The organism is Streptomyces sp. NPDC055749 (genome assembly GCF_053617235.1).
In genome coordinates this window covers 1-26108 of sequence record NZ_JBSHFH010000025.1, presented here as the reverse complement: position 1 = coordinate 26108, position 26108 = coordinate 1, and the positions used below count along the sequence as shown (strand labels likewise).

At 68.1% G+C, this 26108-nt stretch carries 22 protein-coding genes and 2 tRNA genes; 5 read left to right on the top strand and 19 right to left on the bottom strand.

Translation table 11 applies throughout. The features are described from left to right. Positions 1 to 27 precede the first annotated feature (27 nt). The 9 genes from rodA to ACWGO0_RS19975 form a co-directional block, all read right to left on the bottom strand. Positions 28 to 1218 (bottom strand): rod shape-determining protein RodA, encoded by a 1191-nt coding sequence (gene rodA / locus ACWGO0_RS20015; RefSeq protein ID WP_453536349.1) that lies wholly within the window; start codon positions 1216 to 1218, stop codon positions 28 to 30. Further along, positions 1218 to 3389: a penicillin-binding protein 2 gene (gene mrdA / locus ACWGO0_RS20010; RefSeq protein ID WP_453536347.1), complete on the bottom strand. Its 2172-nt coding sequence runs from the start codon at positions 3387 to 3389 to the stop codon at positions 1218 to 1220. Before mrdA ends, rodA begins: the two co-directional genes overlap by 1 nt. Before the next feature lie 102 nt (positions 3390 to 3491). Further along, entirely contained in the window at positions 3492 to 4154 is a 663-nt protein-coding gene (gene mreD / locus ACWGO0_RS20005; RefSeq protein ID WP_453536344.1) for a rod shape-determining protein MreD, read from the bottom strand. Positions 4155 to 4165: 11 nt separating this feature from the next. Next, positions 4166 to 5233: a rod shape-determining protein MreC gene (gene mreC / locus ACWGO0_RS20000; RefSeq protein WP_453536341.1), complete on the bottom strand. Its 1068-nt coding sequence runs from the start codon at positions 5231 to 5233 to the stop codon at positions 4166 to 4168. 100 nt (positions 5234 to 5333) lie between these two features. Further along, on the bottom strand, positions 5334 to 6353 hold the full coding sequence (locus tag ACWGO0_RS19995; RefSeq protein WP_124268240.1) for a rod shape-determining protein: 1020 nt from the start codon (positions 6351 to 6353) through the stop codon (positions 5334 to 5336). A 291-nt stretch (positions 6354 to 6644) separates the two neighbouring features. After that, entirely contained in the window at positions 6645 to 7058 is a 414-nt protein-coding gene (gene ndk / locus ACWGO0_RS19990) for a nucleoside-diphosphate kinase (protein ID WP_328910146.1), read from the bottom strand. A 113-nt stretch (positions 7059 to 7171) separates the two neighbouring features. Then, positions 7172 to 7540, bottom strand: a complete 369-nt coding sequence (locus ACWGO0_RS19985; RefSeq protein ID WP_453536337.1) for a DUF4233 domain-containing protein — start codon at positions 7538 to 7540, stop codon at positions 7172 to 7174. Between the two features lie 3 nt (positions 7541 to 7543). Continuing rightward, positions 7544 to 9046: a bifunctional tetrahydrofolate synthase/dihydrofolate synthase gene (folC, locus tag ACWGO0_RS19980; RefSeq protein WP_453536334.1), complete on the bottom strand. Its 1503-nt coding sequence runs from the start codon at positions 9044 to 9046 to the stop codon at positions 7544 to 7546. Positions 9047 to 9162: 116 nt separating this feature from the next. Further along, entirely contained in the window at positions 9163 to 11784 is a 2622-nt protein-coding gene (locus ACWGO0_RS19975) for a valine--tRNA ligase (protein WP_453536332.1), read from the bottom strand. Between the two features lie 137 nt (positions 11785 to 11921). Here ACWGO0_RS19975 and ACWGO0_RS19970 point away from each other — a divergent pair, with 137 nt between their 5' ends. After that, complete coding sequence (locus ACWGO0_RS19970; protein WP_453536329.1) at positions 11922 to 12899, top strand: hypothetical protein; 978 nt, start codon at positions 11922 to 11924, stop codon at positions 12897 to 12899. A 63-nt stretch (positions 12900 to 12962) separates the two neighbouring features. Here ACWGO0_RS19970 and clpX read toward each other — a convergent pair whose 3' ends face one another. The 5 genes from clpX to ACWGO0_RS19945 all read right to left on the bottom strand — a co-directional run bounded on the left by clpX (position 12963) and on the right by ACWGO0_RS19945 (position 17657). Next, complete coding sequence (gene clpX, locus ACWGO0_RS19965) at positions 12963 to 14261, bottom strand: ATP-dependent Clp protease ATP-binding subunit ClpX (protein WP_453536326.1); 1299 nt, start codon at positions 14259 to 14261, stop codon at positions 12963 to 12965. Between the two features lie 155 nt (positions 14262 to 14416). Then, positions 14417 to 15100, bottom strand: a complete 684-nt coding sequence (locus tag ACWGO0_RS19960) for an ATP-dependent Clp protease proteolytic subunit (RefSeq protein ID WP_453536324.1) — start codon at positions 15098 to 15100, stop codon at positions 14417 to 14419. A 76-nt stretch (positions 15101 to 15176) separates the two neighbouring features. Next, positions 15177 to 15782: an ATP-dependent Clp protease proteolytic subunit gene (locus ACWGO0_RS19955; RefSeq protein ID WP_453536524.1), complete on the bottom strand. Its 606-nt coding sequence runs from the start codon at positions 15780 to 15782 to the stop codon at positions 15177 to 15179. A 262-nt stretch (positions 15783 to 16044) separates the two neighbouring features. After that, a complete protein-coding gene (gene tig, locus ACWGO0_RS19950; protein ID WP_453536322.1) occupies positions 16045 to 17433 on the bottom strand; it encodes a trigger factor in 1389 nt (462 codons plus the stop codon). Positions 17434 to 17580: 147 nt separating this feature from the next. Next, positions 17581 to 17657: transfer RNA gene (locus tag ACWGO0_RS19945), tRNA-Pro, on the bottom strand. Between the two features lie 179 nt (positions 17658 to 17836). Here ACWGO0_RS19945 and ACWGO0_RS19940 point away from each other — a divergent pair. After that, a tRNA-Gly gene (locus ACWGO0_RS19940) sits at positions 17837 to 17910 on the top strand. A gap of 81 nt (positions 17911 to 17991) precedes the next feature. Here the strand turns inward: ACWGO0_RS19940 and ACWGO0_RS19935 are convergent. Beyond that, positions 17992 to 18186: a hypothetical protein gene (locus tag ACWGO0_RS19935; protein WP_173313276.1), complete on the bottom strand. Its 195-nt coding sequence runs from the start codon at positions 18184 to 18186 to the stop codon at positions 17992 to 17994. Positions 18187 to 18688: 502 nt separating this feature from the next. Here ACWGO0_RS19935 and ACWGO0_RS19930 point away from each other — a divergent pair. Beyond that, positions 18689 to 19846, top strand: coding sequence for an acyltransferase family protein (locus tag ACWGO0_RS19930; protein ID WP_453536319.1), 1158 nt, complete (start codon positions 18689 to 18691; stop codon positions 19844 to 19846). Position 19847: 1 nt separating this feature from the next. Here the strand turns inward: ACWGO0_RS19930 and ACWGO0_RS19925 are convergent, their stop codons facing one another. Further along, positions 19848 to 20348 carry an HD domain-containing protein gene (locus ACWGO0_RS19925; RefSeq protein WP_453536316.1) on the bottom strand — a complete coding sequence of 167 codons (501 nt, stop codon included), beginning with the start codon at positions 20346 to 20348 and terminating at the stop codon, positions 19848 to 19850. A gap of 172 nt (positions 20349 to 20520) precedes the next feature. Between ACWGO0_RS19925 and ACWGO0_RS19920 the strand changes: the two genes are divergently transcribed. Then, positions 20521 to 21711, top strand: a complete 1191-nt coding sequence (locus tag ACWGO0_RS19920; protein ID WP_453536313.1) for a cation:proton antiporter — start codon at positions 20521 to 20523, stop codon at positions 21709 to 21711. Between the two features lie 32 nt (positions 21712 to 21743). Here the strand turns inward: ACWGO0_RS19920 and ACWGO0_RS19915 are convergent, their stop codons facing one another. From ACWGO0_RS19915 to ACWGO0_RS19905, 3 genes are all read right to left on the bottom strand, one after another. Then, the gene (locus tag ACWGO0_RS19915) at positions 21744 to 22889 is read right to left on the bottom strand and encodes a PP2C family protein-serine/threonine phosphatase (RefSeq protein WP_453536311.1); all 1146 of its coding nucleotides are present in this window, start codon (positions 22887 to 22889) and stop codon (positions 21744 to 21746) included. Between the two features lie 70 nt (positions 22890 to 22959). After that, on the bottom strand, positions 22960 to 23769 hold the full coding sequence (locus ACWGO0_RS19910; RefSeq protein ID WP_453536309.1) for an Fpg/Nei family DNA glycosylase: 810 nt from the start codon (positions 23767 to 23769) through the stop codon (positions 22960 to 22962). A 92-nt stretch (positions 23770 to 23861) separates the two neighbouring features. Then, positions 23862 to 24350, bottom strand: coding sequence for a ribose-5-phosphate isomerase (locus ACWGO0_RS19905; RefSeq protein ID WP_453536306.1), 489 nt, complete (start codon positions 24348 to 24350; stop codon positions 23862 to 23864). Positions 24351 to 24590: 240 nt separating this feature from the next. On the opposite strand from ACWGO0_RS19905, the gene ACWGO0_RS19900 reads away from it, so the two are divergent. Further along, entirely contained in the window at positions 24591 to 26051 is a 1461-nt protein-coding gene (locus ACWGO0_RS19900; RefSeq protein ID WP_453536303.1) for an amino acid permease, read from the top strand. Positions 26052 to 26108 lie beyond the last annotated feature (57 nt).

Sequence of the window (26108 nt, the reverse complement as noted above, 5' to 3'; positions counted from 1 at the left end):
AGGGGGCGTCGGGCGCTCGGCCGTGGTTCAGGCGGTTATCGGCCGCTGGACCCTGATCGACTGGAGCAGTCCGACCGCCACCCAGACGGCGAACATCGATGATCCTCCGTACGAGACGAACGGCAGCGGAAGTCCGGCCACCGGCATGATGCCGAGCGTCATTCCGATGTTCTCGAAGGACTGGAAGGCGAACCAGGCGATGATCCCGGCGGCGACGATCGTGCCGTACAGCTCGGTCGTCTCGCGGGCGATCCGGCAGGCGCGCCACAGGACGACGCCGAGCAGGACGATGATCAGCCCTGCGCCGAGGAAGCCCAGTTCCTCTCCCGCGACGGTGAAGACGAAGTCGGTCTGCTGCTCGGGGACGAACTGGCCGGTGGTCTGGGAGCCCTTGAAGAGGCCGGTCCCCGAGAGGCCGCCGGAGCCGATGGCGATGCGGGCCTGGTTGGTGTTGTAGCCGACGCCGGCCGGGTCGAGTGCCGGGTTGGCGAAGGCCGCGAACCGGGCGATCTGGTAGTCGTCGAGGAGCCCGAGCTGCCAGATCGAGACGGCGCCGGCGGTACCCGCGCCGAGCAGTCCGAAGACCCAGCGGTTGGACGCGCCGGAGGCGAGGAGCACCCCGAGGACGATGACGGCCATGACCATGACCGAGCCGAGGTCGGGCATCAGCATGACGATCGCTATCGGGATGAGCGCCAGGCCGAGCGATTTGGCGACGGTCCGGTGGTCGGGGTGCAGCTGGTCGCCCGCGTCGACGCGGGCGGCGAGCAGCATCGCCATGCCGAGAATGATCGTGATCTTGGTGAACTCGGAGGGCTGGAGGGAGAAGCCCGCACCGATCTTGATCCAGGCATGGGCACCGTTGACGGTGGCGCCGAGCGGGCTGAGGACCGCCAGGACCAGGACGACCGAGAGGCCGTAGAGGATCGGGACGGCGCCGCGCAGGGTGCGGTGGCCGAGCCAGATCGTCCCGATCATCAGGGCGACGCCGATACCGGTGTTGAGCGCGTGCCGGAAGAGGAAGAAATACGGGTCGCCCTGGGTGAGCGAGTCACGGTTGCGGGTCGCCGACCAGACGAGCAGCGCGCCGATGAAGGAGAGCGCGATCGCCGAGCCGAGCAGCGGCCAGTCGAGCCGCCGTACGAGGGAGTCGCGGGCGGTGAGCCGGGCCCAGGAGGACCGCTCGGGGGCGTACCGGGAGACGGAGAAGCCGGCCATCAGTCGCGCCTTCCCGGGGCTCCGGCGAGCGCCGCCTGTACCTCTTCGACGGGCTTCTGCGAGTCCGGGTCGTAGGGCTTGATCTTCGGTGCGTCGATCGAGCCGTCGGCCTGGATCTTGGGCAGGTCCTTCTGCGGCTTGAGCAGGAGTGCCTTCTTGGGGTCCTGCTTGCCCGCGGCGTCGAGGCCGTAGAGCGCGTTGTAGATGTTGCGCACGGCGGGTCCTGAGGCACCGGAACCCGTACCGCCCTGGGAGATCGTCATGACGATCGAGTAGTCCTCGGTGTACGTGGCGAACCAGGAGGTCGTCTGCTTGCCGTAGACCTCGGCCGTGCCCGTCTTGGCGTGCATCGGGATCTTGTCCTGGGGCCAGCCGCCGAATCGCCAGGCGGCGCTGCCCCGGGTCGCGACACCCGCGAGGGCTTCGTCTATTTCGTCGCGCGTGTCTCCCTTGAAGGGGAGCTTGCCGTGCGCCTTCGGCGCGATCTCCTGGACGGTCTTGCCGTCGCCGCTGACGATGGCCTTGCCCACGGTCGGGTTGTAGAGCGTGCCGCCGTTGGAGATGGCCGCGTAGATCGTCGCCATCTGGATCGGGGTGACGAGGGTGTCTCCCTGGCCGATCGAGTAGTTGACGGAGTCACCGGCGCGCATCTTGTTGCCTTCGAGGCAGTTCTCGTAGGCGATGATCTCGACGTACGTGCCGTTCTTCTTGCCCTGCTTGCACCAGGCGTCCTTGTTGAGCCGGAAGAAGTTCTCCTTCCACTGGCGGTCGGGGACGCGGCCCGTGACCTCGTTGGGGAGGTCGATGCCGGTCTCCTTGCCGAGACCGAACTGGTGGGCCGTCTTGTAGAACCAGTCGTTGGCCTTCTTCTTCGGCAGGGTTCCGCCGTCCCGCTGCCACTCCTTGTGCGCGAGGCCGTAGTACACGGTGTCGCAGGAGACTTCGAGGGCGCGGCCGAGGCTGATGCTGCCGTAGCCCTGGGACTCGAAGTTCTTGAAGACCTGACCGCCGATGGAGTACGAGCTGGGGCAGGGGTAGTTGCCGTCGAAGGGGTATCCGGCGTTGACCGCGGCGGTCGAGGAGACCACCTTGAAGATGGATCCGGGGGCGGCCTGGCCCTGGATGGCGCGGTTCAGCAGCGGGAAGTTGGAGTTCTTCCCGGTGAGCTTCGCGTAGTCCTTGCCGGAGATGCCGCCGACCCAGGCGTTGGGGTCGTAGGTGGGCAGGGAGGCCATCGAGACGATGCGGCCGGTCTTGGACTCCATGACGACGACGGCGCCGGAGTCGGCCTTGTAGAGCTCGTTGGTGTTGCGGTCCATCTCCTTGCGGGCCGTCTCCATGGCCTTGTTCAGCTCGTACTCGGCGACGGCCTGGACCCGCGCGTCGATGGAGGTGACGACGCTCGCGCCGGGCTCCGCCTTGTCGTTCTCCGCCTCGCCGATGACGCGGCCGAGGTTGTCGACCTCGTAGCGGGTGACGCCGGCCTTGCCGCGGAGCTCCTTGTCGTAGGTGCGCTCCAGGCCGGAGCGGCCGACCTGGTCGGAGCGGAGGTACGGGGAGTCGCTGTCCTGGGCCTTGGTGATCTCTTCGTCGGTGACCGGCGAGAGGTAGCCGAGGACCTGGGCGGTGTTGGCCTTGCCGGGCGCGGCGTAGCGGCGTACGGCGGTGGGTTCGGCGGTGATGCCGGGGAAGTCCTCGGCGCGCTCACGGATCTGGAGGGCCTGCTGCGTGGTGGCCTCGTCCGTCACCGGGATGGGCTGGTAGGGCGAGCCGTTCCAGCAGGGCTGCGGGGTCTTGGAGTCGCAGAGCCGGACCTTGTCGAGGACGTCCTTGGGCTTCATGTCCAGGACTTCGGCGAGCCGGGTGAGGACACCGACGCCGTCGTCCTTCGCCTTCATCAGCTCGGTGCGGCTGGCGGAGACGACGAGGCGGGTCTCGTTGTCGGCGAGGGGTACGCCCCGCGCGTCGAGGATGGCGCCGCGGACGGCGGGCTGGACGACCTGCTGGACGTGGTTGTTCTTCGCCTCGTCGGTGTACTCCTGGCCGTTGCGGATCTGGAGGTACCAGAGACGGCCGCCGAGCGTCAGCAGCAGGGAGAAGACGAGGACCTGAATGACGATGAGGCGGATCTGGACCCGCTGGGTCCGTCCCGTCTCGGGAATGTTGCTCACGCGGCGCCCCCGTGGGTGGTCCGGCCGGGGGTTCGGGGGTTGTCCCCCGGGAAGAACGGCCTCACGCGGCGCCCCCGTGGGTGAACAGGTACTGGTCCGGCCTCACAGTCGTTTGACCCCCTTGATCCTTCCTGCGCGTGCGGCGCGGTTACGGGCGGCCTTGACGCGCAGCCCGCCCCTCTGGCTGCCGATCCGCAGCCCGGTGCCCGAGGAGAGCCAGCCCGCGGCGACGTCGCCGCCGCTCGAACTCTCGGCGAGCGGGTCGTTCTCGGTACGTCTGGCGAGCGCCATGATCAGCGGCACGGTGAACGGCGCGAGGAGCAGGTCGTAGACCGCGGCGGTGAACAGCAGGCTGCCCAGGCCCACATGGCGGGCGGCCGTGTCACCGACGAGGGCGCCGACCCCCGCGTACAGCAAGGTCGATCCGACGGCCGCGGCGACGACGACGGCCATCGGGACGAACGCCGACTTGAGCTGCCCGTTGTCCGGCTTGGCCAGGCCCACGAGGTAGCCGATGACGCAGAGCACCAGGGCGTAGCGCCCGGCGGCGTGGTCGGCCGGAGGCGCCAGGTCGGCGAGGAGGCCCGCGCCGAAGCCGATGAGGGCGCCGCTGACGTGTCCGTAGACGAGGGCGAGCGCGACCACGACGAGCAGCAGCAGGTCGGGGACGGCGCCGGGGAGCTGGAGCCGGGCGAGTACGGAGACCTGGACGACGAGGGCGACCACGACCAGGGCGACGGAGAGCAGTGTCCGGTTGAGTCGCATGGGGATCAGCTCTACTCCTGGTCGTTTGCCGCGTTGCCGGCGTTGTCAGCGTTGTCGGCGGGGTTCGCGTCGCCCGGCGGGTCGGCGACGCCGTTCTCCTCGGGCTTCTCGGTCTCGTTGACGTTCCCGACGACCTTTCCGCTGCCGTCGACGAGGTCGCCGTTGGGCTGGAGGGTGACCGTGACCGTCGGGGTGGGCTTCGGCTTCTCGGGCTTCTTGGGCTGCTTGGGCAGGACCAGGTCGCGGGGGTCCTCGCGCGGCGCCTGGACGACGACTCCGACGATGTCGAGCTTGGTGAAGCCGACGTACGGCTTCACATAGACCGTCCGGGTGAGCGCACCGCCGGACGGGTCGACGCGGACCACTTCGCCGACGGGGACTCCGGGCACGAACGGCTTGTCCTTGCTGGACCCGAAGGTGACGAGACGGTCGCCGTTCTTCACCTTGGCCTTGCCGTTGAGGAACTGTACGGAGAGCGGCCGGGAGCCCTGGCCGGTGGCGAAGCCGAGCTCGTCGGTCTTCTCCATCCGGGTGCCGACGGTGAAGTCGGGGTCGTTGGCGAGGAGAACGGTCGCGGTGTTCGGTCCGACGGTGGTGACCCGGCCGACCAGTCCCTCACCGTTGAGGACGGTCATGTCGCGCTTGAGACCGTCGTTGGCCCCCGCGTCGATGGTGATCGTCCAGGAGAAGCCCTGGGCCGCTCCTATGGCGATGACCTCCGCGGCCTTGATGCCGTACTGCCCGGCGCCCGCGTTCTTCATCATGGCGTCGAGCTGACGGACCCGGCTGCGGTTGCGGTCGTCGCTGCCCAGTTTCGCCTTCAGCGCCGCGTTCTCGTGTTCGAGGACTGCGATCCGGTCGTGCCGGTCGCCGGAGTCCCGTACGGCTCCTATGGCGTTGCCCACCGGGTCCACCGCCGCCGCGACGCCGTTCTCGACCGGTCCGAAGACCGTTGCGGCGGCCTGCCGGGCGCCGTCCACCGGTGACTCCTCGCCGCCGCGGATGTCCACCGTGATCAAAGCGAACGCGGTGGCGATCAGCAGCACCAGGAGCAGCCGGCTCTCTCGTGTGTCCCTCACGTGCGGCGGCCGTGCCTTCCTCGTCGGAATGTTCGTGCCTGTATATCAACGATCCGCCGTACGGGGCCGCAGCGCCCATACGGCCGGATCGTCGTGTTGTCTACCTGCGCGGCTGGGCGTCCAGCACCTGCTGGAGCGCCTCGAACTCCTCGACGCACTTGCCGGAACCGAGCGCCACGGAGTCCAGCGGGTCCTCGGCGATGTGGATCGGCATGCCGGTCTCCCGGCGGAGCCGCTCGTCGAGACCGCGCAGCAGCGCGCCGCCGCCGGTGAGGACGATGCCGCGGTCCATGACGTCGCCGGAGAGCTCCGGCGGGCACTTGTCCAGGGTCGTCTTCACCGCGTCGACGATCGCGTTGACCGGCTCCTCGATCGCCTTGCGGACCTCGGCGGCCGAGATGACAACGGTCTTGGGTAGCCCGGACACGAGGTCGCGGCCCCGGATCTCGGTGTGCTCGTCCTTGTCCATGTCGTACGCGGAACCGATCGTGATCTTGATCTGTTCGGCGGTCCGCTCACCGAGGAGGAGCGAGTACTCCTTCTTGATGTGCTGGATGATCGCGTTGTCCAGCTCGTCACCGGCGACCCGGATCGACTGGGCAGTGACGATTCCGCCGAGCGAGATCACCGCGACCTCGGTGGTGCCGCCACCGATGTCGACGACCATGTTCCCGGTGGCCTCGTGGACCGGCAGACCCGAGCCGATGGCCGCCGCCATGGGCTCCTCGATGATGTGCACCTGACGGGCGCCGGCCTGCGTCGATGCTTCGATGACGGCGCGTCGCTCGACCCCTGTGATGCCCGAGGGCACACAGACGACGACGCGCGGGCGGGCCAGGTAGCGGCGCTTGTGGATCTTGAGGATGAAGTAGCGGAGCATGCGCTCCGTGATCTCGAAGTCGGCGATCACGCCGTCCTTCAGTGGCCGCACGGCAACGATGTTGCCCGGTGTGCGGCCGATCATCTTCTTGGCCTCGGAGCCGACCGCGAGAATGCCACCCGTGTTGGTGTTGATGGCCACGACGGACGGCTCGTTCAGAACGATGCCGCGCCCCCTGACGTACACCAGCGTGTTGGCAGTCCCGAGGTCGATAGCCATGTCACGGCCGATGAACGACATTGAGTTCCCCTTGTTCCCCATGAGGATGCGTCGGGCCTTCCCAATTGAAGCGATTGGCTTGTTTTTGGTAGGCGAGGTTGGCGCTGTGGGCGTGGAAGCTTCCATCGTAGTGCCGTGAGCACGGACACAGCGCGACGGTCCTTCGCCAATGCGAGTGGAACGGGTGCCCGCTCCACTCATGGTGACGATACGTCGGAAGGATGCGTTCCCGCGATCGCAGACCCTATGCAGAAGGGCGACCGAATTACTTCGGTCGCCCCAGGTCATGAGCGCTGTTTGGCTGATCCGAGGTCAGGAAAGTCCGGGAAAGAACAGCTTCAGTTCTCGCTCTGCGGACTCCTCGGAGTCCGAGGCGTGGATGAGGTTCTCCCTGGTGATCGAACCGAAGTCGCCACGGATCGAACCGGGCGCGGCGGCGATCGGGTCGGTCGGTCCGGCGAGGGCGCGGACGCCCTCGATGACACGCTCGCCCTCGGCCACAAGAGCGACGACAGGGCCGGATGCCATGAACTCGACGAGCGGCTCGTAGAACGGACGGCCCTTGTGCTCGCCGTAGTGCTGCTCCAGCGTCTCCTGGTCGAGCGTGCGCAGCTCCAGCGCGGTGATCTGCCAGCCGGCCTTGCGCTCGATGCGGCCGACGATCTCGCCGATCAGCCCACGCCTGACGGCGTCGGGCTTGAGAAGGACGAGGGTGCGCTGAGTCATGTACGGCTCCTTGCAGGCATACGGGTGCGGTGAAGCGAGATTACAGGGGTACGCGGACGGGCCGACGGCCGGGTTTACGCGGTGCGGGCCACGGCCGACGCCACGGTGAACATTCAGCCGGCGGCCGGGGCCTGTGCGGTCTCCTGCGCGTCCTCCTGCGCCGCCCATCTGGCCTTCGCCTCGTCGATCTTGCGCCCGTAGTGCACCGAGGCCCACCACAGACCGCCGAATGCCAGGCCGAGGACGAACATCATCGGGACGAAGAAGCCGCTCAGCACCAGCGCGATCTGGAACGCCCAGCCGAGCTGTACGCCGCCGGGGCGGGTGATGAAGCCGCAGAGGAGGACGGACAGCAGCATGCCGATGCCGCAGACCGTCCACACCGTGGCCACGGAGAGACCGTCCGACTTCATCGCCACCAGGCCGGCGAAGCCGATGACGAAGAACTCGCCGATGAGCGTGGAAGCGCAGAGGGTACGCACAGGTCAGCCCCTTCCCAGAAGCAGCCGGGCCTCGCCGACCGTGATCACGGAACCGGTCACGAGGACCCCCGCCCCGGCATACTCGTCCTCTTCCTCCGCCAGAGTGATCGCCGCCTCCAGCGCGTCGTCGAGACGCGGCTCGACCTGCACCCGGTCGTTGCCGAAGACCTCGACGGCGACCGCTGCCAGCTCGTCCGCGTCCATCGCCCGGCCGCTGGAGTTCTGCGTGACGACGACCTCGGCGAAGATCGGCTCGAAGGCTTCGAGGAGCCCCCGGACGTCCTTGTCGCCGCTCGCGCCGACCACGCCGATGAGCCGGGAGAAGCTGAACGCCTCCGACAGACCGTCCGCGGCGGCTCGCGCGCCCGCCGGGTTGTGCGCCGCGTCCAGGACGACGGTCGGGCTGCTGCGTACGACTTCGAGACGGCCCGGCGAGACGACCGAGGCGAACGCCTTGCGGACCGCCTCGATGTCCAGCGAGCCGCTCTGCTCCGCGCCGATACCGAAGAACGCCTCGACCGCGGAGAGCGCGACCGCCGCGTTGTGCGCCTGGTGGGCGCCGTACAGCGGGAGGAAGATGCCGTCGTACTCCCCGCCGAGCCCGCGCAGGGTCAGGAACTGGCCGCCGACCGCGATCTCCCGGGAGACGATGCCGAACTCCATGCCCTCGCGGGCGACGGTGGCGTCCACCTCGACGGCCTTCTTCAGCATCACCTGCGCGGCGTCGACGGGCTGCTGCGCCAGGATGACCGTCGCGCCCTGCTTGATGACACCGGCCTTCTCCCCCGCGATCTCCGCGGGCGTCTCACCGAGCCGGTCCGTGTGGTCCAGCGAGATGGGGGTGACGACCGCGACCGTGGCGTCGATGACGTTGGTCGCGTCCCAGGTGCCGCCCATGCCGACCTCGACGACCGCCACGTCGACCGGCGCGTCGGCGAAGGCCGCGTACGCCATGCCCGTCAGCACCTCGAAGAACGACAGCCGGAAGTCCTGCTGGGAGTCGACCATCTCGACGTACGGCTTGATGTCCTCGTACGTCTCGACGAAGCGCTCGGCCTCGATCGGGGCGCCGTCCAGGCTGATCCGCTCGGTGATCGACTGGACGTGCGGGGAGGTGTAGCGGCCGGTGCGCAGATCGAAGGCGTTCAGCAGGGCCTCGATCATGCGGGCCGTGCTTGTCTTGCCGTTCGTCCCGGTGATGTGGATGGAGGGGTACGCGCGCTGCGGCTCACCGAGCACGTCCATCAGTGCCGCGATGCGCGTCACCGAAGGTTCGAGCTTGGTCTCGCCCCAGCGGCCCGCGAGCTCCTGCTCCACGGCACGCAGTGCTTTGTCGGTCTCCGGATCGGTGGGGCGGGTGGGAACCTCGGCGCCCTGCGGCGGTCCCGAATGGGTGCGCAGTGTGCGGCTCCCGGCCTCGATCACCGCCAGGTCGGGGTCGCGCTGGGTCTCGGCGTCGACGATCTCGTCGAAGCTGTTGTCGCTGGGGTCGGGCTGCTCGGTCACGGGTCCAGTCTACGGAGGACCACCGACACGGCCTGCTACCCGCCCTCCCCACGCTCCCCCGCTGAACGCGTGAGGCCCCGGACCGTGCGGTCCGGGGCCTCACGCGAGCGCACTGATCAGGCTGCGGGCAGGCTGTCCAGCTGGCCCTGGATCCGCGCGATGTCCGCCTCGGCCTTGGTCAGACGGCCACGGATCTTCTCGACGACGTGGTCCGGGGCCTTCGCCACGAACGCCTCGTTGCCGAGCTTGCCGTTGGCCTGCGCGACCTCCGACCGGGCGGCGACGAGGTCCTTCGTCAGACGCTTGCGCTCGGCCTCGACATCGATCGTGCCGGAGAGGTCGAGCGCCACCGTGGCACCCGCGACCGGCAGCGTCGCCGTGGCGTGGAAGCCGTCCTCGGCCGGCTGGAGACGCAGCAGCTGCCGGATGGCCGCCTCGTGCGGGGCGAGCGCCGTGCCGGTCAGGGTGAGCCGCGCCGGAACCTTCTGACCCGGCTGGAGGCCCTGGTCGGAGCGGAACCTGCGGACCTCTGTGACGACCTGCTGGACGAGCTCGATCTCCTTCTCCGCGGCGTCGTCGCGGAAGCCGGAGTCGGTGGGCCAGTCGGCGATGACGACGGACTCACGACCGGTGAGGGCCGTCCACAGCGTCTCCGTGACGAACGGGACGACCGGGTGCAGCAGACGCAGCATCACGTCGAGGACCTCGCCGAGGACCCGGCCCGAGACCTCGGCGGGCTTGCCGCCCGCGAAGAACGTGGTCTTGGACAGCTCGACGTACCAGTCGAAGACCTCGTCCCAGGCGAAGTGCCGGAGCGCCTCGCTGAGCTTGGAGAACTGGTAGTCCTCGTAGTACGCGTCGACTTCGGCGACCGTCTTGTTGAGCCGGGAGAGGATCCACCGGTCCGTGACCGACATCTCCTCGGCGGACGGGAGTTCGCCCTCGATCGTGGCGCCGTTCATCAGCGCGAAGCGCGTGGCGTTCCAGATCTTGTTGGCGAACTTCGCGGAACCCTGGACCCACTCCTCGCCGATCGGGACGTCGGTACCCGGGTTGGCGCCGCGCGCGAGGGTGAAGCGCAGGGCGTCGGAGCCGTACTTGTCCATCCAGTCCAGCGGGTTGACCACGTTGCCGAAGGACTTCGACATCTTCTTGCCGTGCTCGTCACGGACCATGCCGTGCAGGACGATGGTCCCGAACGGCGGGACGCCGTCGTTGACGTACAGGCCGAACATCATCATCCGGGCGACCCAGAAGAAGAGGATGTCGTAGCCGGTGACCAGGACGGAATTCGGATAGAACTTCGCGAGGCTGTCGGTCTGTTCGGGCCAGCCCAGCGTGGAGAACGGCCACAGCCCCGAGGAGAACCAGGTGTCCAGGACATCGCTGTCCTGCGTCCAGCCCTCGCCCGTGGGGACCGCGTCGTCCGGTCCGACGCAGACGACCTCGCCGTTCGGGCCGTACCAGACGGGGATGCGGTGGCCCCACCAGAGCTGGCGCGAGATCGTCCAGTCGTGGAGGTTGTCGACCCAGTCGAAGTAGCGCTTCTCCATCTCCTGCGGGTGGATCTTGACGCTGCCGTCGCGGACGGCGTCACCGGCCGCCTTGGCGAGCGGGGCGACCTTGACCCACCACTGGAGGGACAGGCGCGGCTCGATCGTGGTCTTGCAGCGCGAGCAGTGGCCGACGGAGTGGACGTACGGGCGCTTCTCGGCGACGATCCGGCCGTCGGCGCGCAGTGCGGCGACGATGGCGGAGCGGGCCTCCAGGCGGTCGAGGCCCTCGAAGGGGCCGGGGACCGTGATGACCGCGCGCTCGTCCATGACCGTGAGGAACGGCAGGTCGTGACGCTTGCCGATCTCGAAGTCGTTCGGGTCGTGGGCCGGGGTCACCTTGACGGCGCCGGTGCCGAACTCCGGGTCGACGTGGTGGTCGGCGACGACGGGGATCGTGCGCTCGGTGAGCGGCAGCCTGATCTGCTTGCCGATCAGGTGCTTGTAGCGCTCGTCGTCGGGGTGGACGGCGACGGCGGTGTCACCGAGCATCGTCTCGGCGCGGGTCGTGGCGACGACGATGGTCTCGTCGCCCTCGCCGTACTTCATGGAGACGAGCTCGCCGTCGTCCTCCTGGTACTCGACCTCGATGTCGGAGATCGCGGTCAGGCAGCGCGGGCACCAGTTGATGATGCGCTCGGCGCGGTAGATCAGCCCGTCGTCGAACATCCGCTTGAAGACGGTCTGGACGGCCTTGGACAGGCCCTCGTCCATGGTGAAGCGCTCACGGGACCAGGCGACGCCCTCACCGAGGCGGCGCATCTGGCCGGAGATCTGGCCGCCGGACTCGTTCTTCCACTGCCAGACACGCTCGACGAAGGCCTCGCGGCCCAGGTCGTGGCGGGACTTGCCCTCCTTGCCGAGCTCGCGCTCGACGACGTTCTGGGTGGCGATGCCGGCGTGGTCCATGCCCGGCTGGTAGAGCGCCTCGAAGCCCTGCATGCGCTTGCGGCGGACGAGGGCGTCGATCAGCGTGTGCTCGAAGGCGTGCCCGAGGTGAAGGCTTCCGGTGACGTTCGGCGGGGGGATGACGATGCTGTACGGGGGCTTGTCGCTGTGCTCGTCGGCTTCGAAATACCCGCGTTCTACCCAGCGCTCATACAGCTTCCCCTCTACCTCGGCCGGCGCGTACTGGGTCGGCAGTTCGGGGTTGCTGGCTGTCTGCTGCTGAGTGTTCTCGGTCACGGGGGACAGTTTAGGGCCGTCACAGTCCTGCACTGAAACCGGTTAGTTGAGTAACGGTGTGCCGCCCGATGCCCCACGTCAGGGCCACGTCAGCCAGGATGTTCGGAACGCATAAGCATTCTGGAGGGGACAGCAGCATGAGCTACAACCAGCCGGGCCCGTACGGTGGGCAGCAGCCGCAGGGCCAGCCCGGACCGTACGGACAGCAGCCGGGCCCGTACGGCGGCCAGCCGCCGCAGGGTCCGCCGCAGGGCCAGCCCGGTTACGGGTACCCGCAGCAGGCCCCCCAGGGCGTACCGCCGCAGCAGCCCCCGCAGGGCTACGGCTACCCGCAGGGCCAGCAGCCGGGCCCGTACGGCCAGCAGCCGCCCACTCCCCCGTACGGCGGCCAGCCCGCCTACGGCGGCCAGGTGCCGATGCCGCCGGCCGCACCGAAGAAGAAGACCGGTCTGATCGTGGCGGGCGTCGTCGTGGCGCTGGCCGTCATCGGTGGCGGCGTGTACTTCATGACATCGGGCGGCGCCAGCAACAGTGACGTCGCGGACTCCACGAAGGGCTACAAGCTGACGCCCGCGAAGTCCGTCGACGACTACAAGTCCGACCCGTCGTCGAAGGCCCCGGCGGGCCCGCTGACCGGCAAGGACAAGACCGAGGCGGAGGCTCTGGGGATCAACAACCCCCAGCAGGCGGGCTCCACGTACGTCTCCGGCACCGAGATCTCGACGAAGTCACTTACCCTCCAGGGCATCTGGGGCGACGTCACCGACCCGGCGAAGGTCATCGACGGTTCCTTCGTCGGCGCCGGGGAGGACTTCAAGGACTCCAAGATGGAGGTCTCGCTCATCGGCAGCCCCAGGGCCGTCACACCGGACGGATTCAAGGGCGCACTGATGAAGTGCCAGGACATGAAGATGATCAACAAGGAGGGCGACGGTACCGCCGCGAAGGGACCCAAGGAGTTCCAGGTCCCCATCTGCGTCTGGGCCGACTACAGCACCGTCGGTGTGGTCGTCGGCGTCGACATCGCCCTCTCCATGGCAGGCAAGGGCATGGCCCAGGACGACGTGGCCGCCCTGGCCGCGAAGCTCTACAACACCTCCCGCACCAAGGTCTGATCCCGCACAACAGCGAAGGGGCGCCCCGCCGTTCGGCGGGGCGCCCCTTGCGCTTGCTTACCGCTACGCGGACTTCTCGTGCCTGCCGCCGTCGTTCTTGCCGATCGTGCGCGGTTCGCGCGGGACCAGGGTCGGGTTGACGTTGTTGCGGACGACGTCCGGTGTGATGACTACGCGGGCCACGTCCTTGCGGGACGGCACCTCGTACATCACGGACTGGAGGACTTCCTCCATGATGGCGCGCAGACCGCGGGCGCCCGTCTGGCGCAGGATCGCCTGGTCGGCGATGGCCTCCAGTGCCTCGCGCTCGAACTCCAGCTCCACGCCGTCGAGTTCGAACAGCTTCTGGTACTGCTTCACCAGTGCGTTGCGCGGCTCGACCAGGATCTGGAGCAGGGCCTCGCGGTCCAGGTTGTGGACCGAGGTCAGCACCGGGAGGCGGCCGATGAACTCGGGGATCATCCCGAACTTCACCAGGTCCTCCGGCATGACCTCCTGGAACTGGTCGCTCGCCTGGATCTCCAGCTTGGAACGGATCGTCGCGCCGAAGCCGATGCCCTTGGCGCCGGCCCGCGACTCGATGATCTTCTCCAGGCCGGAGAAGGCACCGCCCACGATGAACAGCACGTTCGTCGTGTCGATCTGGATGAACTCCTGGTGCGGGTGCTTCCGGCCGCCCTGCGGCGGTACGGAGGCGGTGGTGCCCTCCAGGATCTTCAGCAGGGCCTGCTGGACGCCCTCGCCCGAGACATCGCGGGTGATCGACGGGTTTTCGCTCTTGCGGGCGACCTTGTCGATCTCGTCGATGTAGATGATCCCCGTCTCGGCCTTCTTGACGTCGTAGTCAGCGGCCTGGATCAGCTTCAGCAGGATGTTCTCGACGTCCTCGCCGACATAGCCGGCCTCCGTCAGCGCCGTCGCGTCGGCGATGGCGAACGGGACGTTGAGCATGCGGGCCAGCGTCTGCGCGAGGAGTGTCTTGCCCGAGCCCGTGGGGCCGAGCAGCAGGATGTTGGACTTGGCGAGTTCGATCGCGTCGTCGCGGTTGGCGCCGCCGCTGTTCTCGCCGGCCTGGACCCGCTTGTAGTGGTTGTACACAGCGACCGAGAGGGCCTTCTTCGCGGGCTCCTGCCCTACGACGTACCCCTCGAGGAACTCGTAGATCTCGCGCGGCTTGGGAAGCTCTTCCCACCGCACCTCGGAGGTCTCGGCGAGCTCCTCCTCGATGATCTCGTTGCAGAGATCGATGCACTCATCGCAGATGTACACACCGGGTCCCGCGATGAGCTTCTTCACCTGCTTCTGGCTCTTTCCGCAGAACGAGCACTTGAGCAAGTCGCCGCCATCACCGATGCGTGCCACGAGGTGCTTCCCCTTCGCCTGGGAGACGCCTGGTTCAGCGGCTCCTGGTGCCTCTATCCGACGGTACCTTGCCTGACCCCCCGTACGGGCCCCCCTTGGCACGGTTCACACGGCCGAGACCGTGCAAACGGAATGTGCCAAGGGGAAAGACCGGCTCAGACGGAAGCGCCGGCCGTGGTCTTACGGGTGGAGACGATCTGGTCCACCAGACCGTACGCGAGGGCGTCCTCCGCGGTAAGGATCTTGTCGCGCTCGATGTCCTCGCTGATCTTCTCCAGCGGGGTGGTGGAGTGCTTCGCCAGCATCTCCTCGAGCTGGGTGCGCATCCGGAGGATCTCGTTGGCCGCGATCTCCAGGTCGGAGAGCTGCTCACGGCCGGTCTGCGAGGACGGCTGGTGGATCAGCACACGGGCGTGCGGGAGCGCCATGCGCTTGCCCGGCGTGCCCGCCGCCAGCAGGACGGCGGCGGCGGAGGCCGCCTGGCCCATGCAGACCGTCTGGATGTCCGGCTTCACGAACTGCATCGTGTCGTAGATCGCGGTGAGCGCGGTGAACGAGCCGCCGGGGCTGTTGATGTAGATCGAGATGTCGCGGTCCGGGTCCATCGACTCCAGGCACAGGAGCTGCGCCATGACGTCGTTGGCCGAGGCGTCGTCGATCTGGACGCCGAGGAAGATCACGCGCTCCTCGAAGAGCTTCGCGTACGGGTCGTACTCACGCACGCCCTGCGAGGTGCGCTCCACGAAGCGCGGGATGACGTAGCGGTTATCCACCTGCGGGCCGGTGTAGAGACCGTTCGCGGATGCGCCGGGGAAGTTGTTCATGTGGGTGTTCACCATCCTGGTGGCGTTCTGTGGGCTGGGTTCTCGGCGTACGAGAGGTGCGGAAGGCGGTGCCGGTCCGGTGGAAGCCGGATCAGGCGCCGGTGCCGCCGCCGCCCGGGATGCCCGACGCGGCCGAGATGATCTCGTCGATGAGGCCGTACTCCTTGGCCTCCTCCGCGGTGTACCAGCGGTCACGGTCGCCGTCGCGGATGATCGTCTCCACGGTCTGACCGGAGTGGTGGGCGGTGATCTCCGCCATACGCGTCTTCGTCCGGAGCAGGTACTGGGCCTGGATCTTGATGTCCGAGGCGGTACCGCCGATGCCGGCCGAACCCTGGTGCATGAGGATGTCGGTGTTCGGGAGCGCGAAGCGCTTGCCCGCCGCGCCACCGGTCAGCAGGAACTGGCCCATGGAGGCCGCCATGCCCATACCGATGGTGACGACGTCGTTCGGGATGTACTGCATGGTGTCGTAGACCGCCATGCCTGCGGTCACCGAGCCACCGGGGCTGTTGATGTAGAGGTAGATGTCCTTGTCCGGCTCGGCGGCAAGGAGCAGCAGCTGTGCGGTGATCTTGTTGGCGATGTCATCGTCGACCTGCTGACCGAGGAAGATGATGCGCTCGCCGAGCAGTCGGCTGTAGACCTGGTCGCCGAGGCCACCACCGAGGGACGGCTCTCCGGCGGCGTAGGGCATCAGATTCGTCACGTATCCACCTGCTCGTCTCTGACGGCTCCGGCCGTCTCAGCGTCTTCGTACCGGGTGGGCGGGGACTCCCCCACCCTTCCTTCATGGACCCTAACGCGCAGGTAGGACAACGCCATCCCGCTTCCCCAACTGTTCGCTGGGAGCGCAAGGTAAGCAGTCCGCACAAGGGTTCCGACGGTCGCACGCCGATACGACGACGGGCCCCGGACGCACAGCGTCCGGAGCCCGTCGAACGGATCGGTTACGAGGCTCAGGCCTCGGGCTTCTCCTCGGCGGCGGCCTCGGTGGTGCCCTCGACGGCCTCGACCGTCTCGACGGCCTCTTCCTCGTCGTCCTCGAGGTCGACGACCTCACCGTTGGTGTCGACGACCTTGGCGGCCTCGACGACGACGGCGAGCGCCTTGCCGCGGGCGACCTCGCCGACGAGCATCGGCACCTGGCCACCCTCGACGACGGCCTGGGCGAACTGGTCCGGGCTCATGCCGGAGGAAGCGGCGCGCCGCATGAGGTGCTCGGTGAGCTCCTCCTGGTTGACGTTCAGCTTCTCCTTGTTGACGAGCTCGTCAAGGATGAACTGGGTCTTGATGCCCTTGATCGCCTGCTCGGCGGTCTCGGCCTCGAACTCCTCGAGGGTCTTGCCCTGGATCTCCAGGTACTTCTCGAGGTCGAGACCCATCTGGCCGAGCTGGTGGTGCTCGAGGTTGTGCTTGCGGGTCTGGACCTCGTCCGCGAGAAGCTTCTCGGGGATCGGGACCTCGGCCAGCTTCAGGAGCTCGTCGAGGACGCGCTCCTGGGCCTGGGTGGCCTGGTCGTACTGCTTGGTGTTCTCGAGGCGCTTGCGGCTGTCCGCCTTCAGCTCGTCGAGCGTGTCGAACTCGCTCGCCATCTGGGCGAACTCGTCGTCCAGTTCGGGAAGCTCACGGGCGGCAACGGTGGTGACCTTGACGGTGACCTCCGCGTCCTTGCCCTCGGCGGAGCCGCCCTTCAGCTGAGAGGTGAAGGTGGCCTCGCCACCGGCCTCCAGGCCGGTCACGGCCTCGTCGATGCCTTCGAGGAGCTCGCCGGAACCGATGGTGTACGAGACACCGGCGGCCACGCCGTCCTCAAGGACCTCGCCCTCGACCTTGGCCTCCAGGTCGATCGTGACGACGTCGCCTTCGGCGGCGGCGCGCTCGACCGGGTTGGTGGAGGCGAAGCGCTCGCGGAGCTGCTCCACGGCCTTCTCGACGTCCTCGTCGGTGACCTCGAGGGCGTCCACTGTGACCTCGATGCCGGAGTAGTCCGGAATCACGATCTCGGGGCGCACGTCAACCTCGGCAGTGAAGGACAGCAGCTCGCCGTCCTTCAGCTCGGTGATGTCGACCTCGGGCTGGCCCAGAACGTTGAGCTCACCCTCGTTGACAGCCTCGGTGTAGAACTTCGGAAGGGCGTCGTTGACGGCCTCCTCCAGCACAGCACCACGGCCGAACCGCTGGTCGATGACCCGGTTGGGGATCTTGCCCTTACGGAAGCCCTTCACCGTGACCTGCTGGTTGATCTTCTTGTACGCCGCGTCGAGGCTGTCCTTGAGCTCCTCGAAGGGCACCTCAATGCTGAGCCGAACCCGGGTCGGGTTCAGGGTCTCCACGGCGCTCTTCACGGTTCGGTCTCCTTGGGGGCTGACTTCTTGGGGTTCTGCTGGACCGCCAGCGGCGGCTTCGCGGATCGGGCCCGGTTCATCGGACACACGGGCACGCAATTTGCATAGTAACGGCAAGGGGGATGACTCCCCCAATGCGATCTTGTCTGGTCGGGGTGGCCGGATTCGAACCGACGACCTTCCGCTCCCAAAGCGGACGCGCTACCAAGCTGCGCCACACCCCGTCGGTGCGACACGTAGGGTACATGCAGCGAGGCAGTGCATCGGACGCTTTGCACCGGAGGCTTCACCGTGGGTGTCCGGCGGCGAGGCCGACCGGTGCCGCGACGGGTGTGCGAAGCACGCCGCCGACCCGCTACGATGCTGTTCGTGCCGAGGTCCGCGGACCTGCGGTGCGGTGCATGCGGGCGTAGCTCAATGGTAGAGCACTAGTCTTCCAAACTAGCTACGCGGGTTCGATTCCCGTCGCCCGCTCCACGCCTGGGCCCGGTTCGGCAGTCACTGCCGAACCGGGCCCTTTGCGTTGACCCTGTAGTTGACCCTCTACGGGCCTACGGGTCAGAAGCTGATCTGGTTGATGGTGTCCGCCAGCGAGTTCATGAACCTGTTGATCGACGGCGCCATGCCGGTCGATGCCAGGAAGAAGCCGAAGAGCACTGCGACGATCGCGGGCCCGGCCTTGATGGACCCACCGCGGATCAGCACCACCAGGATGATCGCCAACAGAAGCACCACAGACAGTGAGATGGCCACGACTGATCACACCCTTGGTCGGTCCGCCTTGCCGGCCCGGCAGCGCGCACTCCAGCACGCTCCGTCGCGTCCATCGTGCCACCAACTCCCGTGTGGTTGCTGCCAGGTGACGAATCGACCTGTCCGGATCGCGCCATACTCGCGCCCGCGCACACCCCGGGGCGGACAGCGCGGGACGGGCGCCCCCGGCGGGCCCGGCCGTGCCACGCACGGGCAGCGGGCCCCAGCCGTGAATCGGCTGTGAGTCAACTGTGCGCCACACAGGGGGAATTTAAATGAATGTGATCGTTTCCATACCCCCACACTTCATTCACAGCCTATTCCCAGGAATCAGTGGGACGAAATTCACGTCCCACAACTTCCCTCCGCTATGCACCATTTAAGCGGGATTAAATGGTGCATAGCGGGCGGAAGTCGGGGGTTTCACTTCCGATTGAGCGGGAACACGCGATAACTCTTGAGAGTTTTACGAATTGCAATCGACGGGTCTAAGGTGCCTTAGATGTTCCAAGCTCCGAGCGTATTCCAGAGGGCCCCACTCCCCCCTGACACCCGGGAGTCGGAGCCCAGACACGAGCAGACCCCGACGGTCACCGGCACTCCCCCCACCACCGTGCCGACCGCTCATGCCGCTCCTGCACCGGCCAAAAAGCGTGACGCGTACTTCGACAACGTGAAGTTCCTCGCGATCGTGCTCGTCGCCGTCGCGCACGCGTGGGAGCCGGTGATGGACGGGAGCAGGGCCGCCCGGGCGCTGTACATGGTCGTGTACACGTTCCACATGCCGGCCTTCATCCTCATCTCCGGTTACTTCTCCCGTTCGTTCGAGATGAGCCCGGGCAAGGTGAAGCGTCTGATCACCGGCGTCGCCGTGCCCTACGTGCTGTTCGAGACCGCGTACTCGCTGTTCAAGCGGTACGCCGGCGGAGCGCCCGGGCAGGAGATCAGCCTGCTCGACCCGATGTTCCTCACCTGGTTCCTGATCGCGCTGTTCGTCTGGCGGGTCACCACTCCCGTATGGAAGGCCCTGCGTCACCCGCTGCCGGTCGCGCTCGCGATCGCCGTACTCGCCTCGGTGACCCCGGCGATCGGTGACGACCTCGATCTCCAGCGCGTCCTGCAGTTCCTGCCCTTCTTCGTGCTCGGCCTGGTGCTGAAGCCCGAGCACTTCCAGCTGGTGCGGCGGCGTGAAGTCCGGCTGCTCAGCCTGCCGTTGGTCGCCGGCGCCCTGCTGTTCGCCTACTGGGCCGTGCCGCGCATGCGGCTCGGCTGGTTCTACCGCAGCAACAGCGCGCAGGAGATGGACACGCCCTGGTGGTCGGGGGCCGTGATGACGCTGGCGATGTTCGGCTGCGCACTGGTCCTGACCGCCGCGTTCCTGGCCTGGGTGCCGCGCCGGCACATGTGGTTCACGGTGCTCGGCGCCGGGACGATCTGCGGCTATCTGCTGCACGGCTTCCTGGTGAAGGGCGCCGGATACGCCGGACTGTACGACCGGTTCGAGTGGCTGGGCTCGCCCGGTGGCCTTGTGCTCGTCTCGCTCACCGCCGCGGCGGTGGTGACCCTCTTCTGCACGCCGCCGGTACGGCGCCTGCTGCGGTTCGCCACGGAGCCGGACATGGACTGGGCGTTCCGGCGGCGGGACGCCGCCAAGCTCTGAGTCAGCGCGACGACGGGTTGGCTTGAACCCGTCGTTCGGTGGGCGGTTCGCCGTCCGTGAGCCCCAACAGCCTTCGTACCTGCGCATATTTCGCGGTCAGACGGGTACGCGTCGCCGGTTCCAGCACCGCGAGACGGACCGGGTCGGCGTTGTGGGCGAGATCCGACTCCTTGATGAGCAGCGCTCCGGGAGTCGCGAGAATCCGCTCGGTGTACGAGGAGAGGTCCTCGCCGTCCCTCTTGGTGACGGCGAGGACCATGTCTTTGACGGGCTGCGGCAGGGCCGCCCCGTCCAGCCACTGCAGGGTGAGCGCGTCGTCCTCGACGGCGTCGTGCAGCCATGCGGCGGCGATCTGTTCGTCGCTCCCGCCCCGCTCCCGTACGCCGTCGGCGACCGCCGCGAGATGTTCCGCGTACGGGCGTCCCGCCTTGTCGGTCTGGTCCGCGTGGGCCTCGCGGGCGATCGCCTCGACCTCGGCCAGGGTCAGTTGGGGAGTGGTCACGCCCTCGACCCTACGGGCAGACACCGGGGCGCGGCAGGGCTCGGCGGGGTCCGAACCGGTTCGAACACTTGCAACGTCAATCGTTCGGTAAACTAATTACTGACGATTCCTTGACGCTCTCTTGACCGACCGGAGAAACAGGCTCATCGGACACGCAGACACACTCATCGCCATGGGCGGCGCCTTCCTCGCCGCCGCAGTCCTCGCCCGCGTCGGCGGCCGGATCGGACTGCCGACCATCCCCCTGTTCATCCTGGCCGGGATCCTGCTCGGCCCGCACACCCCGGGCATCGTCCTCGTCGCCGACCCGCACGACCTCGAAATGCTCTCCGCGCTCGGGTTGGTGCTGCTGCTCTTCTATCTGGGACTCGAGTTCCATCTCGACGACCTCAAGGCGGGCGGGCGCAAGATGGCGCTCGCCGGTGGCGCGTATCTCGCCCTGAACGTCGGCGCCGGGCTCGGCTTCGGTTTCGCCCTCGGCTGGGGCACCTCGGAGGCGCTGGTCCTCGCCGGTGTCCTCGGTATCTCGTCCTCCGCCATCGTCACCAAGGTCCTGGTCGACCTGGGACGCATCGGGAATCCCGAGACCAAGCCGATCCTCGGCATCATCGTCGTCGAGGACGTCTTCCTCGCCCTCTACCTCGCCGCGCTCCAGCCGATCCTGTCCGGCGCGGACAGCCTCGGCGCGGCGGTCCTGGACGGGGGCAAGGCGTTCGGCTTCCTGCTGCTGCTCGCGCTGGTCGCCCGCTTCGGCACGAAGGCCGTCTCCCGGCTCATCGACACCAAGGACGACGAACTCCTCGTCATCTCCTTCCTCGGCGCCGCGGTGTTCGTCGCCGGTGTCTCGGAGTGGTTCGGAGTCGCGGACGCGATCGGTGCCTTCATGGTCGGTCTGATGCTCGGGAGCACGACGTCGGGCGCCCGCATCCTCAAGCTGGTCCACCCGTTGCGGGACGCGTTCGGTGCGATCTTCTTCTTCGCCTTCGGTCTCTCGATCAACCCGGGCGATCTGCCGAGCGTGGTGTGGCCGGTGCTGGCGGCCGTCGCGGTGACGATGGCGATGAACGTGTTCGCGGGGCTGACCGCCGCCAAGGTGTACTCCTTCGGGCCGCAGGCCACGGCGAACATCTCCACGACGCTGCTGGCGCGCGGTGAGTTCGCGCTGATCCTCGCCACGATGGCGGCGGGCGCGGGGCTGGACGAACGGCTTTCCCCGTTCATCGCCGGATATGTGCTCGTACTCGCGGTCCTGGCACCGCTGGCCGCCGGGCGCTCGCATCTGCTGGCCCGGATTCTGCCCGGCGGACGGGACAGCGGGCGGGACAGCGGGCGGGACAAGGAGTACGAGGCTCTGCCCGGTTGACGCGGGTGCCGTTTCGACCGCTTCCGTACGGTTCAGGTGCGGCGGGACAGCAGCAGCAGCGCCCGGTCGTCGTTGACGTCCTTCGCGCATGCCTCGATCAGGTGCCAGGCGGCGCCTTCGAAGCCCGTGGCGACATAGCGGTCGGCCTCGCCCGTCAGCCGGTCGATGCCCTCGGCGATGTCCCGGTCCGAGGTCTCGACGAGGCCGTCGGTGAAGAGCATCAGCACGTCGCCGGGTCCGAGGGAGCCCTTCACCGCGTCGAACTGCGCTCCGTCGTAGACGCCGAGCAGCGGGCCCTCCGCCGCCTTCTCCTCCCACGTGCCGCTGCCGGCATGGAGCTGGAGGGCCGGCGGGTGGCCCGCCGAGAGCAGCTCGTAGTCGCCCGACTCCAGGTCCAGTACGAGGTGGATGGAGGTGGCGAAGCCCTCGTCCCAGTCCTGGCGCAGGAGATAGCCGTTGGCGGCGGGCAGGAAGCCGTGCGGGGGCAGTGAGCCGAGCAGGCCGCCGAAGGCGCCGGACAGCAGCAGGGCGCGGGAGCCCGCGTCCATGCCCTTGCCGGAGACATCGGTGAGGACGGCTTCCAGGGTCCGGCCGCCGTTGGTGCGGGCGGCGACGACGAAGTCGCCGGAGAAGGACTGGCCGCCCGCGGGGCGCAGGGCCATCTCCCGGTGCCAGCCCTGCGGCAGTCTCGGCAGGGCGCTCTGGACACGGATGCGTTCGCGCAGGTCGAAGAGCATCGTGCCGCCGCGGCGCCACGGGACGCCGACCCTGGCCCTGAACTGGGCGAGGACCAGGCCGAAGAAGCCGCAGGCCGCGACGACCAGGACGGTGCCGGGGGTGACCCGGGCCGGCTCCGCCGCGTACGGGCCGAGCGCGATGGATTCCACGATCAGCGCGGCGGCCGCGGTCGCGTACAGACCCAGCAGGCTGGCCGGTCGCAGCAGGAGGCCGCCCGCGACGATGGGGAGGACGAGTGCGGCGGGCGAGCACCACACGGGGTTCAGGAGGGTGGCACAAGTGATGGCGGGGATGGTGAGCAGCAGGCCGACGAGAGCGATCCAGTCGGAGCCGTCACCGCGGAAGTAGTCCACGCCGGATTTGCGCAGGGCGATGCGGGCCCGGTGCGCGGATCTTCGCCACCGGGCCGCGTACGAGTCTGGTCCTCCGCGACGTGCCATTGCGGGGACCTTATCCACCCGGAGGGCTTCGGTGCAGGGGGACCCCGGTGACGATGTGTTCGAAATCGGGTCAGCGGGGTTGGCAGGCGGGGCACCAGAAGAGGTTGCGGGCTGCCAGGTCCGCCGTTCGGATCTCTGTCGCGCAGATGTGGCACGGCTGGTGCGTGCGCCGGTAGACATAGACCTCGCCACCGTGGTCGTCGACCCGTGGGGGGCGGCCCATCGCCTCGGGCAGGTGTTCGGGGCGGACCGTGTCGATGCGGTTGTTGCGTACGCCTTCACGCATCAGCATCCCCAGGTCGGCCCAGATCGCGTCCCACTCGGTGCGCGTGAGGTCCTTGCCGGGGCGGTACGGATCGATGCCGTGCCGGAACAGGACCTCGGCCCGGTAGACGTTGCCGACGCCCGCGATGACCTTCTGGTCCATGAGGAGCGCTCCGACGGTGACGCGGCTGCGGGAGATCCGCTGCCAGGCCCGCTCGCCGTCCTCGTCCGTCCGCAGCGGGTCCGGGCCGAGGCGGTCGTGTATCGCGCGCTTCTCGGCCTCCGTGATCAGGGCGCAGGTGGTCGGGCCACGCAGATCCGCGTGGTGGCCCGCGTTCGCCAGGCGCAGCCGGACCGTGTCGGTGGGCGGCGGGGCCGGGGTCGTACCGAAACCGAGCTTGCCGAAGAGGCCGAGGTGGATGTGGACCCAGCCGATGTCCCCGAAGCCGAGGAAGAGGTGCTTGCCGTGGGCGTCCACGCCCGTGAAGGTGCGGCCGTCGAGCAGGGCGGCGCTGCCGGAGAACTTGCCCTGCGGGCTGCTGACCCGTACCGGGGCGCCCGCGAACCGCTCGCGGTGGTCGGCGGCGAGGCGGTGGATCGTGTGTCCCTCGGGCACGTCGGCTCCCGTACAGGTGTGGGGTTGCTGTGACATGACCGTGCCGCCGGGACCGAAGCCCCGGCGGCACGGTGAAGCGGGTGCGGGCTCGGTCAGCCCTGCTGCGGGTGGTGCGCCGGGATCGGGGGGAGCTCGCCGGTCGTCTCGTACGCCGCGAGCATCTCGATGCGGCGGGTGTGACGCTCCTCACCCGAGTAAGGGGTGTTGAGGAAGATCTCGACGAACTTGGTGGACTCCTCCACCGAGTGCATGCGGCCACCGATGGCCACCACGTTGGCGTCGTTGTGCTCGCGCCCGAGTGCGGCGGTCTGCTCGCTCCAGGCCAGTGCGGCGCGGACGCCCTTGACCTTGTTCGCGGCGATCTGCTCGCCGTTGCCGGAGCCGCCGATGACGATGCCCAGGCTGTCGGCGTCCGCTGCCGTCTTCCCGGCGGCGCGGAGGCAGAACGGCGGGTAGTCGTCCTGGGCGTCATAGATGTGGGGACCACAGTCGACGGCCTCGTGGCCATGGGCCGTCAGCCACTCGACGAGGTGGTTCTTGAGTTCGTAGCCGGCATGGTCGGAGCCGAGGTACACGCGCATGTTCTGAGTGTGGCACGAACATCGCGGGGTAGCCGTCAGCGGGGTCGGGGCACCCGGGGCAGGTTCCCGGGACCGTGTGCTCAACGCCACACGGGCAACGATCCGGTGAACGAAACGGAATAGGGGGTTCCCATTCCGGCATCTGTCGGGCTTGAATGCGTGACTTGCCGTCGCACCACCCCCCACCCCCACATAACGGCAACGCCTACGAGGCGACCCGAACACGTAAGGACTCCATCCATGACGTCGCAGACGACTCTGGCGGAGCCCGGCGAGAAGCCGGGCACGCCGGACCAGCCTGGTTCCCCCGACGGGCTTCAGGCCGGCCTCAAGAACCGTCATCTCTCGATGATCGCGATCGGCGGTGTCATCGGCGCCGGCCTGTTCGTGGGTTCGAGTGCCGGTATCGCCGCCGCGGGACCGGCCATTCTCCTGTCGTACGCGTTGGTCGGCCTGATGGTCGTCTTCGTCATGCGAATGCTGGGCGAGATGGCCGTCGCCCGCCCGAGCTCCGGCTCGTTCTCCGCCTACGCCGACCAGGCCCTGGGCCGCTGGGCCGGCTTCTCGATCGGCTGGCTCTACTGGTTCTTCTGGGTCGTGGTGCTCGCCGTCGAGGCGACCGCGGGCGCGAAGATCCTGGAGGGCTGGATCCCCGGCGTACCGCAGTGGGCCTGGGCGCTCATCGTGATGGTGGTACTGACGTTGACGAACCTGGTCTCGGTCGGTTCGTACGGCGAGTTCGAGTTCTGGTTCGCCGGAATCAAGGTCGTGGCCATCGGCGCCTTCGTCGTCATCGGCTTCCTCGCCGTCTTCGGCTTCCTGCCGGGTTCGGACAACCCCGGCTCGGGAATCGCCCATCTCACCGACAGCGGCGGGTTCTTCCCCGAAGGACCAGGAGCCATCCTCACCGGTGTGCTGATGGTCGTCTTCTCCTTCATGGGCAGTGAGATCGTGACCCTGGCGGCCGGCGAGTCCGAGGACCCGCAGCGCGCCGTTTCCAAGGCCACGAACAGCGTCATCTGGCGTATCGCGATCTTCTACCTCGGCTCGATCTTCGTCGTCCTGACGCTGCTGCCGTGGAACGACCCGTCGATCGTCGCCGACGGCTCGTACGTCGCCGCGCTCAACTCCATCGGCATCCCGCACGCCGGCCAGGTCATGGACGTCATCGTGCTGACCGCGGTGCTGTCCTGCCTCAACTCGGGCCTCTACACGGCCTCGCGGATGGCGTTCTCGCTCGGCCAGCGCGGTGACGCTCCCAAGGCGTTCGCCAAGGTGAACAAGCGTGGCGTGCCGACGGCGGCCATCCTGTCCTCGGTGGTCTTCGGCTTCGTCGCCGTCTTCTTCAACTACCAGTGGCCCGACACCGTCTTCGCGTTCCTGCTGAACTCCTCCGGTGCGGTCGCGCTGTTCGTCTGGCTGGTCATCTGCTTCACCCAGCTGCGGATGCGCGGCATCATCCTGCGCGAGTCGCCGGAGAAGCTGGTCGTACGGATGTGGCTCTTCCCGTACCTGACCTGGGCGACGATCGCGATGATCTCGTTCGTGCTGGTCTACATGCTGACCGACGACACCGGGCGCGAGCAGGTCATCCTCTCGCTGCTGGTGGCGGCGCTGGTGGTGGCGATCTCGCTGGTACGTGAGTTCCGCGGCCGGAAGCCGGCCGCCGACGCCCAGGTCCCGGAGAACTCCGCGAAGTAGTCCTTGCCTGACGGCTGATGCCGGATATACGAAGAGGCTCGCCGGGTGTCGTGTGAC

Bases quoted from the DNA above. Each gene is read 5' to 3' on its own strand.
- ACWGO0_RS19915 (WP_453536311.1), bottom strand. From the start codon at position 22,889: ATGGCACGTCGCGGAGGACCAGACTCGTACGCGGCCCGGTGGCGAAGA.
- ACWGO0_RS19900 (WP_453536303.1), top strand. From the start codon at position 24,591: ATGACGTCGCAGACGACTCTGGCGGAGCCCGGCGAGAAGCCGGGCACG.
- ACWGO0_RS19995 (WP_124268240.1), bottom strand. From the start codon at position 6,353: ATGTCGTTCATCGGCCGTGACATGGCTATCGACCTCGGGACTGCCAAC.
- mreD (WP_453536344.1), bottom strand. From the start codon at position 4,154: ATGCGACTCAACCGGACACTGCTCTCCGTCGCCCTGGTCGTGGTCGCC.
- rodA (WP_453536349.1), bottom strand. From the start codon at position 1,218: ATGGCCGGCTTCTCCGTCTCCCGGTACGCCCCCGAGCGGTCCTCCTGG.
- ACWGO0_RS19970 (WP_453536329.1), top strand. From the start codon at position 11,922: ATGAGCTACAACCAGCCGGGCCCGTACGGTGGGCAGCAGCCGCAGGGC.
- ACWGO0_RS19955 (WP_453536524.1), bottom strand. From the start codon at position 15,782: ATGCCCTACGCCGCCGGAGAGCCGTCCCTCGGTGGTGGCCTCGGCGAC.
- ACWGO0_RS19960 (WP_453536324.1), bottom strand. From the start codon at position 15,100: ATGGTGAACACCCACATGAACAACTTCCCCGGCGCATCCGCGAACGGT.
- ndk (WP_328910146.1), bottom strand. From the start codon at position 7,058: ATGACTCAGCGCACCCTCGTCCTTCTCAAGCCCGACGCCGTCAGGCGT.
- ACWGO0_RS19930 (WP_453536319.1), top strand. From the start codon at position 18,689: ATGTTCCAAGCTCCGAGCGTATTCCAGAGGGCCCCACTCCCCCCTGAC.
- ACWGO0_RS19905 (WP_453536306.1), bottom strand. From the start codon at position 24,350: ATGCGCGTGTACCTCGGCTCCGACCATGCCGGCTACGAACTCAAGAAC.
- ACWGO0_RS19920 (WP_453536313.1), top strand. From the start codon at position 20,521: ATGGGCGGCGCCTTCCTCGCCGCCGCAGTCCTCGCCCGCGTCGGCGGC.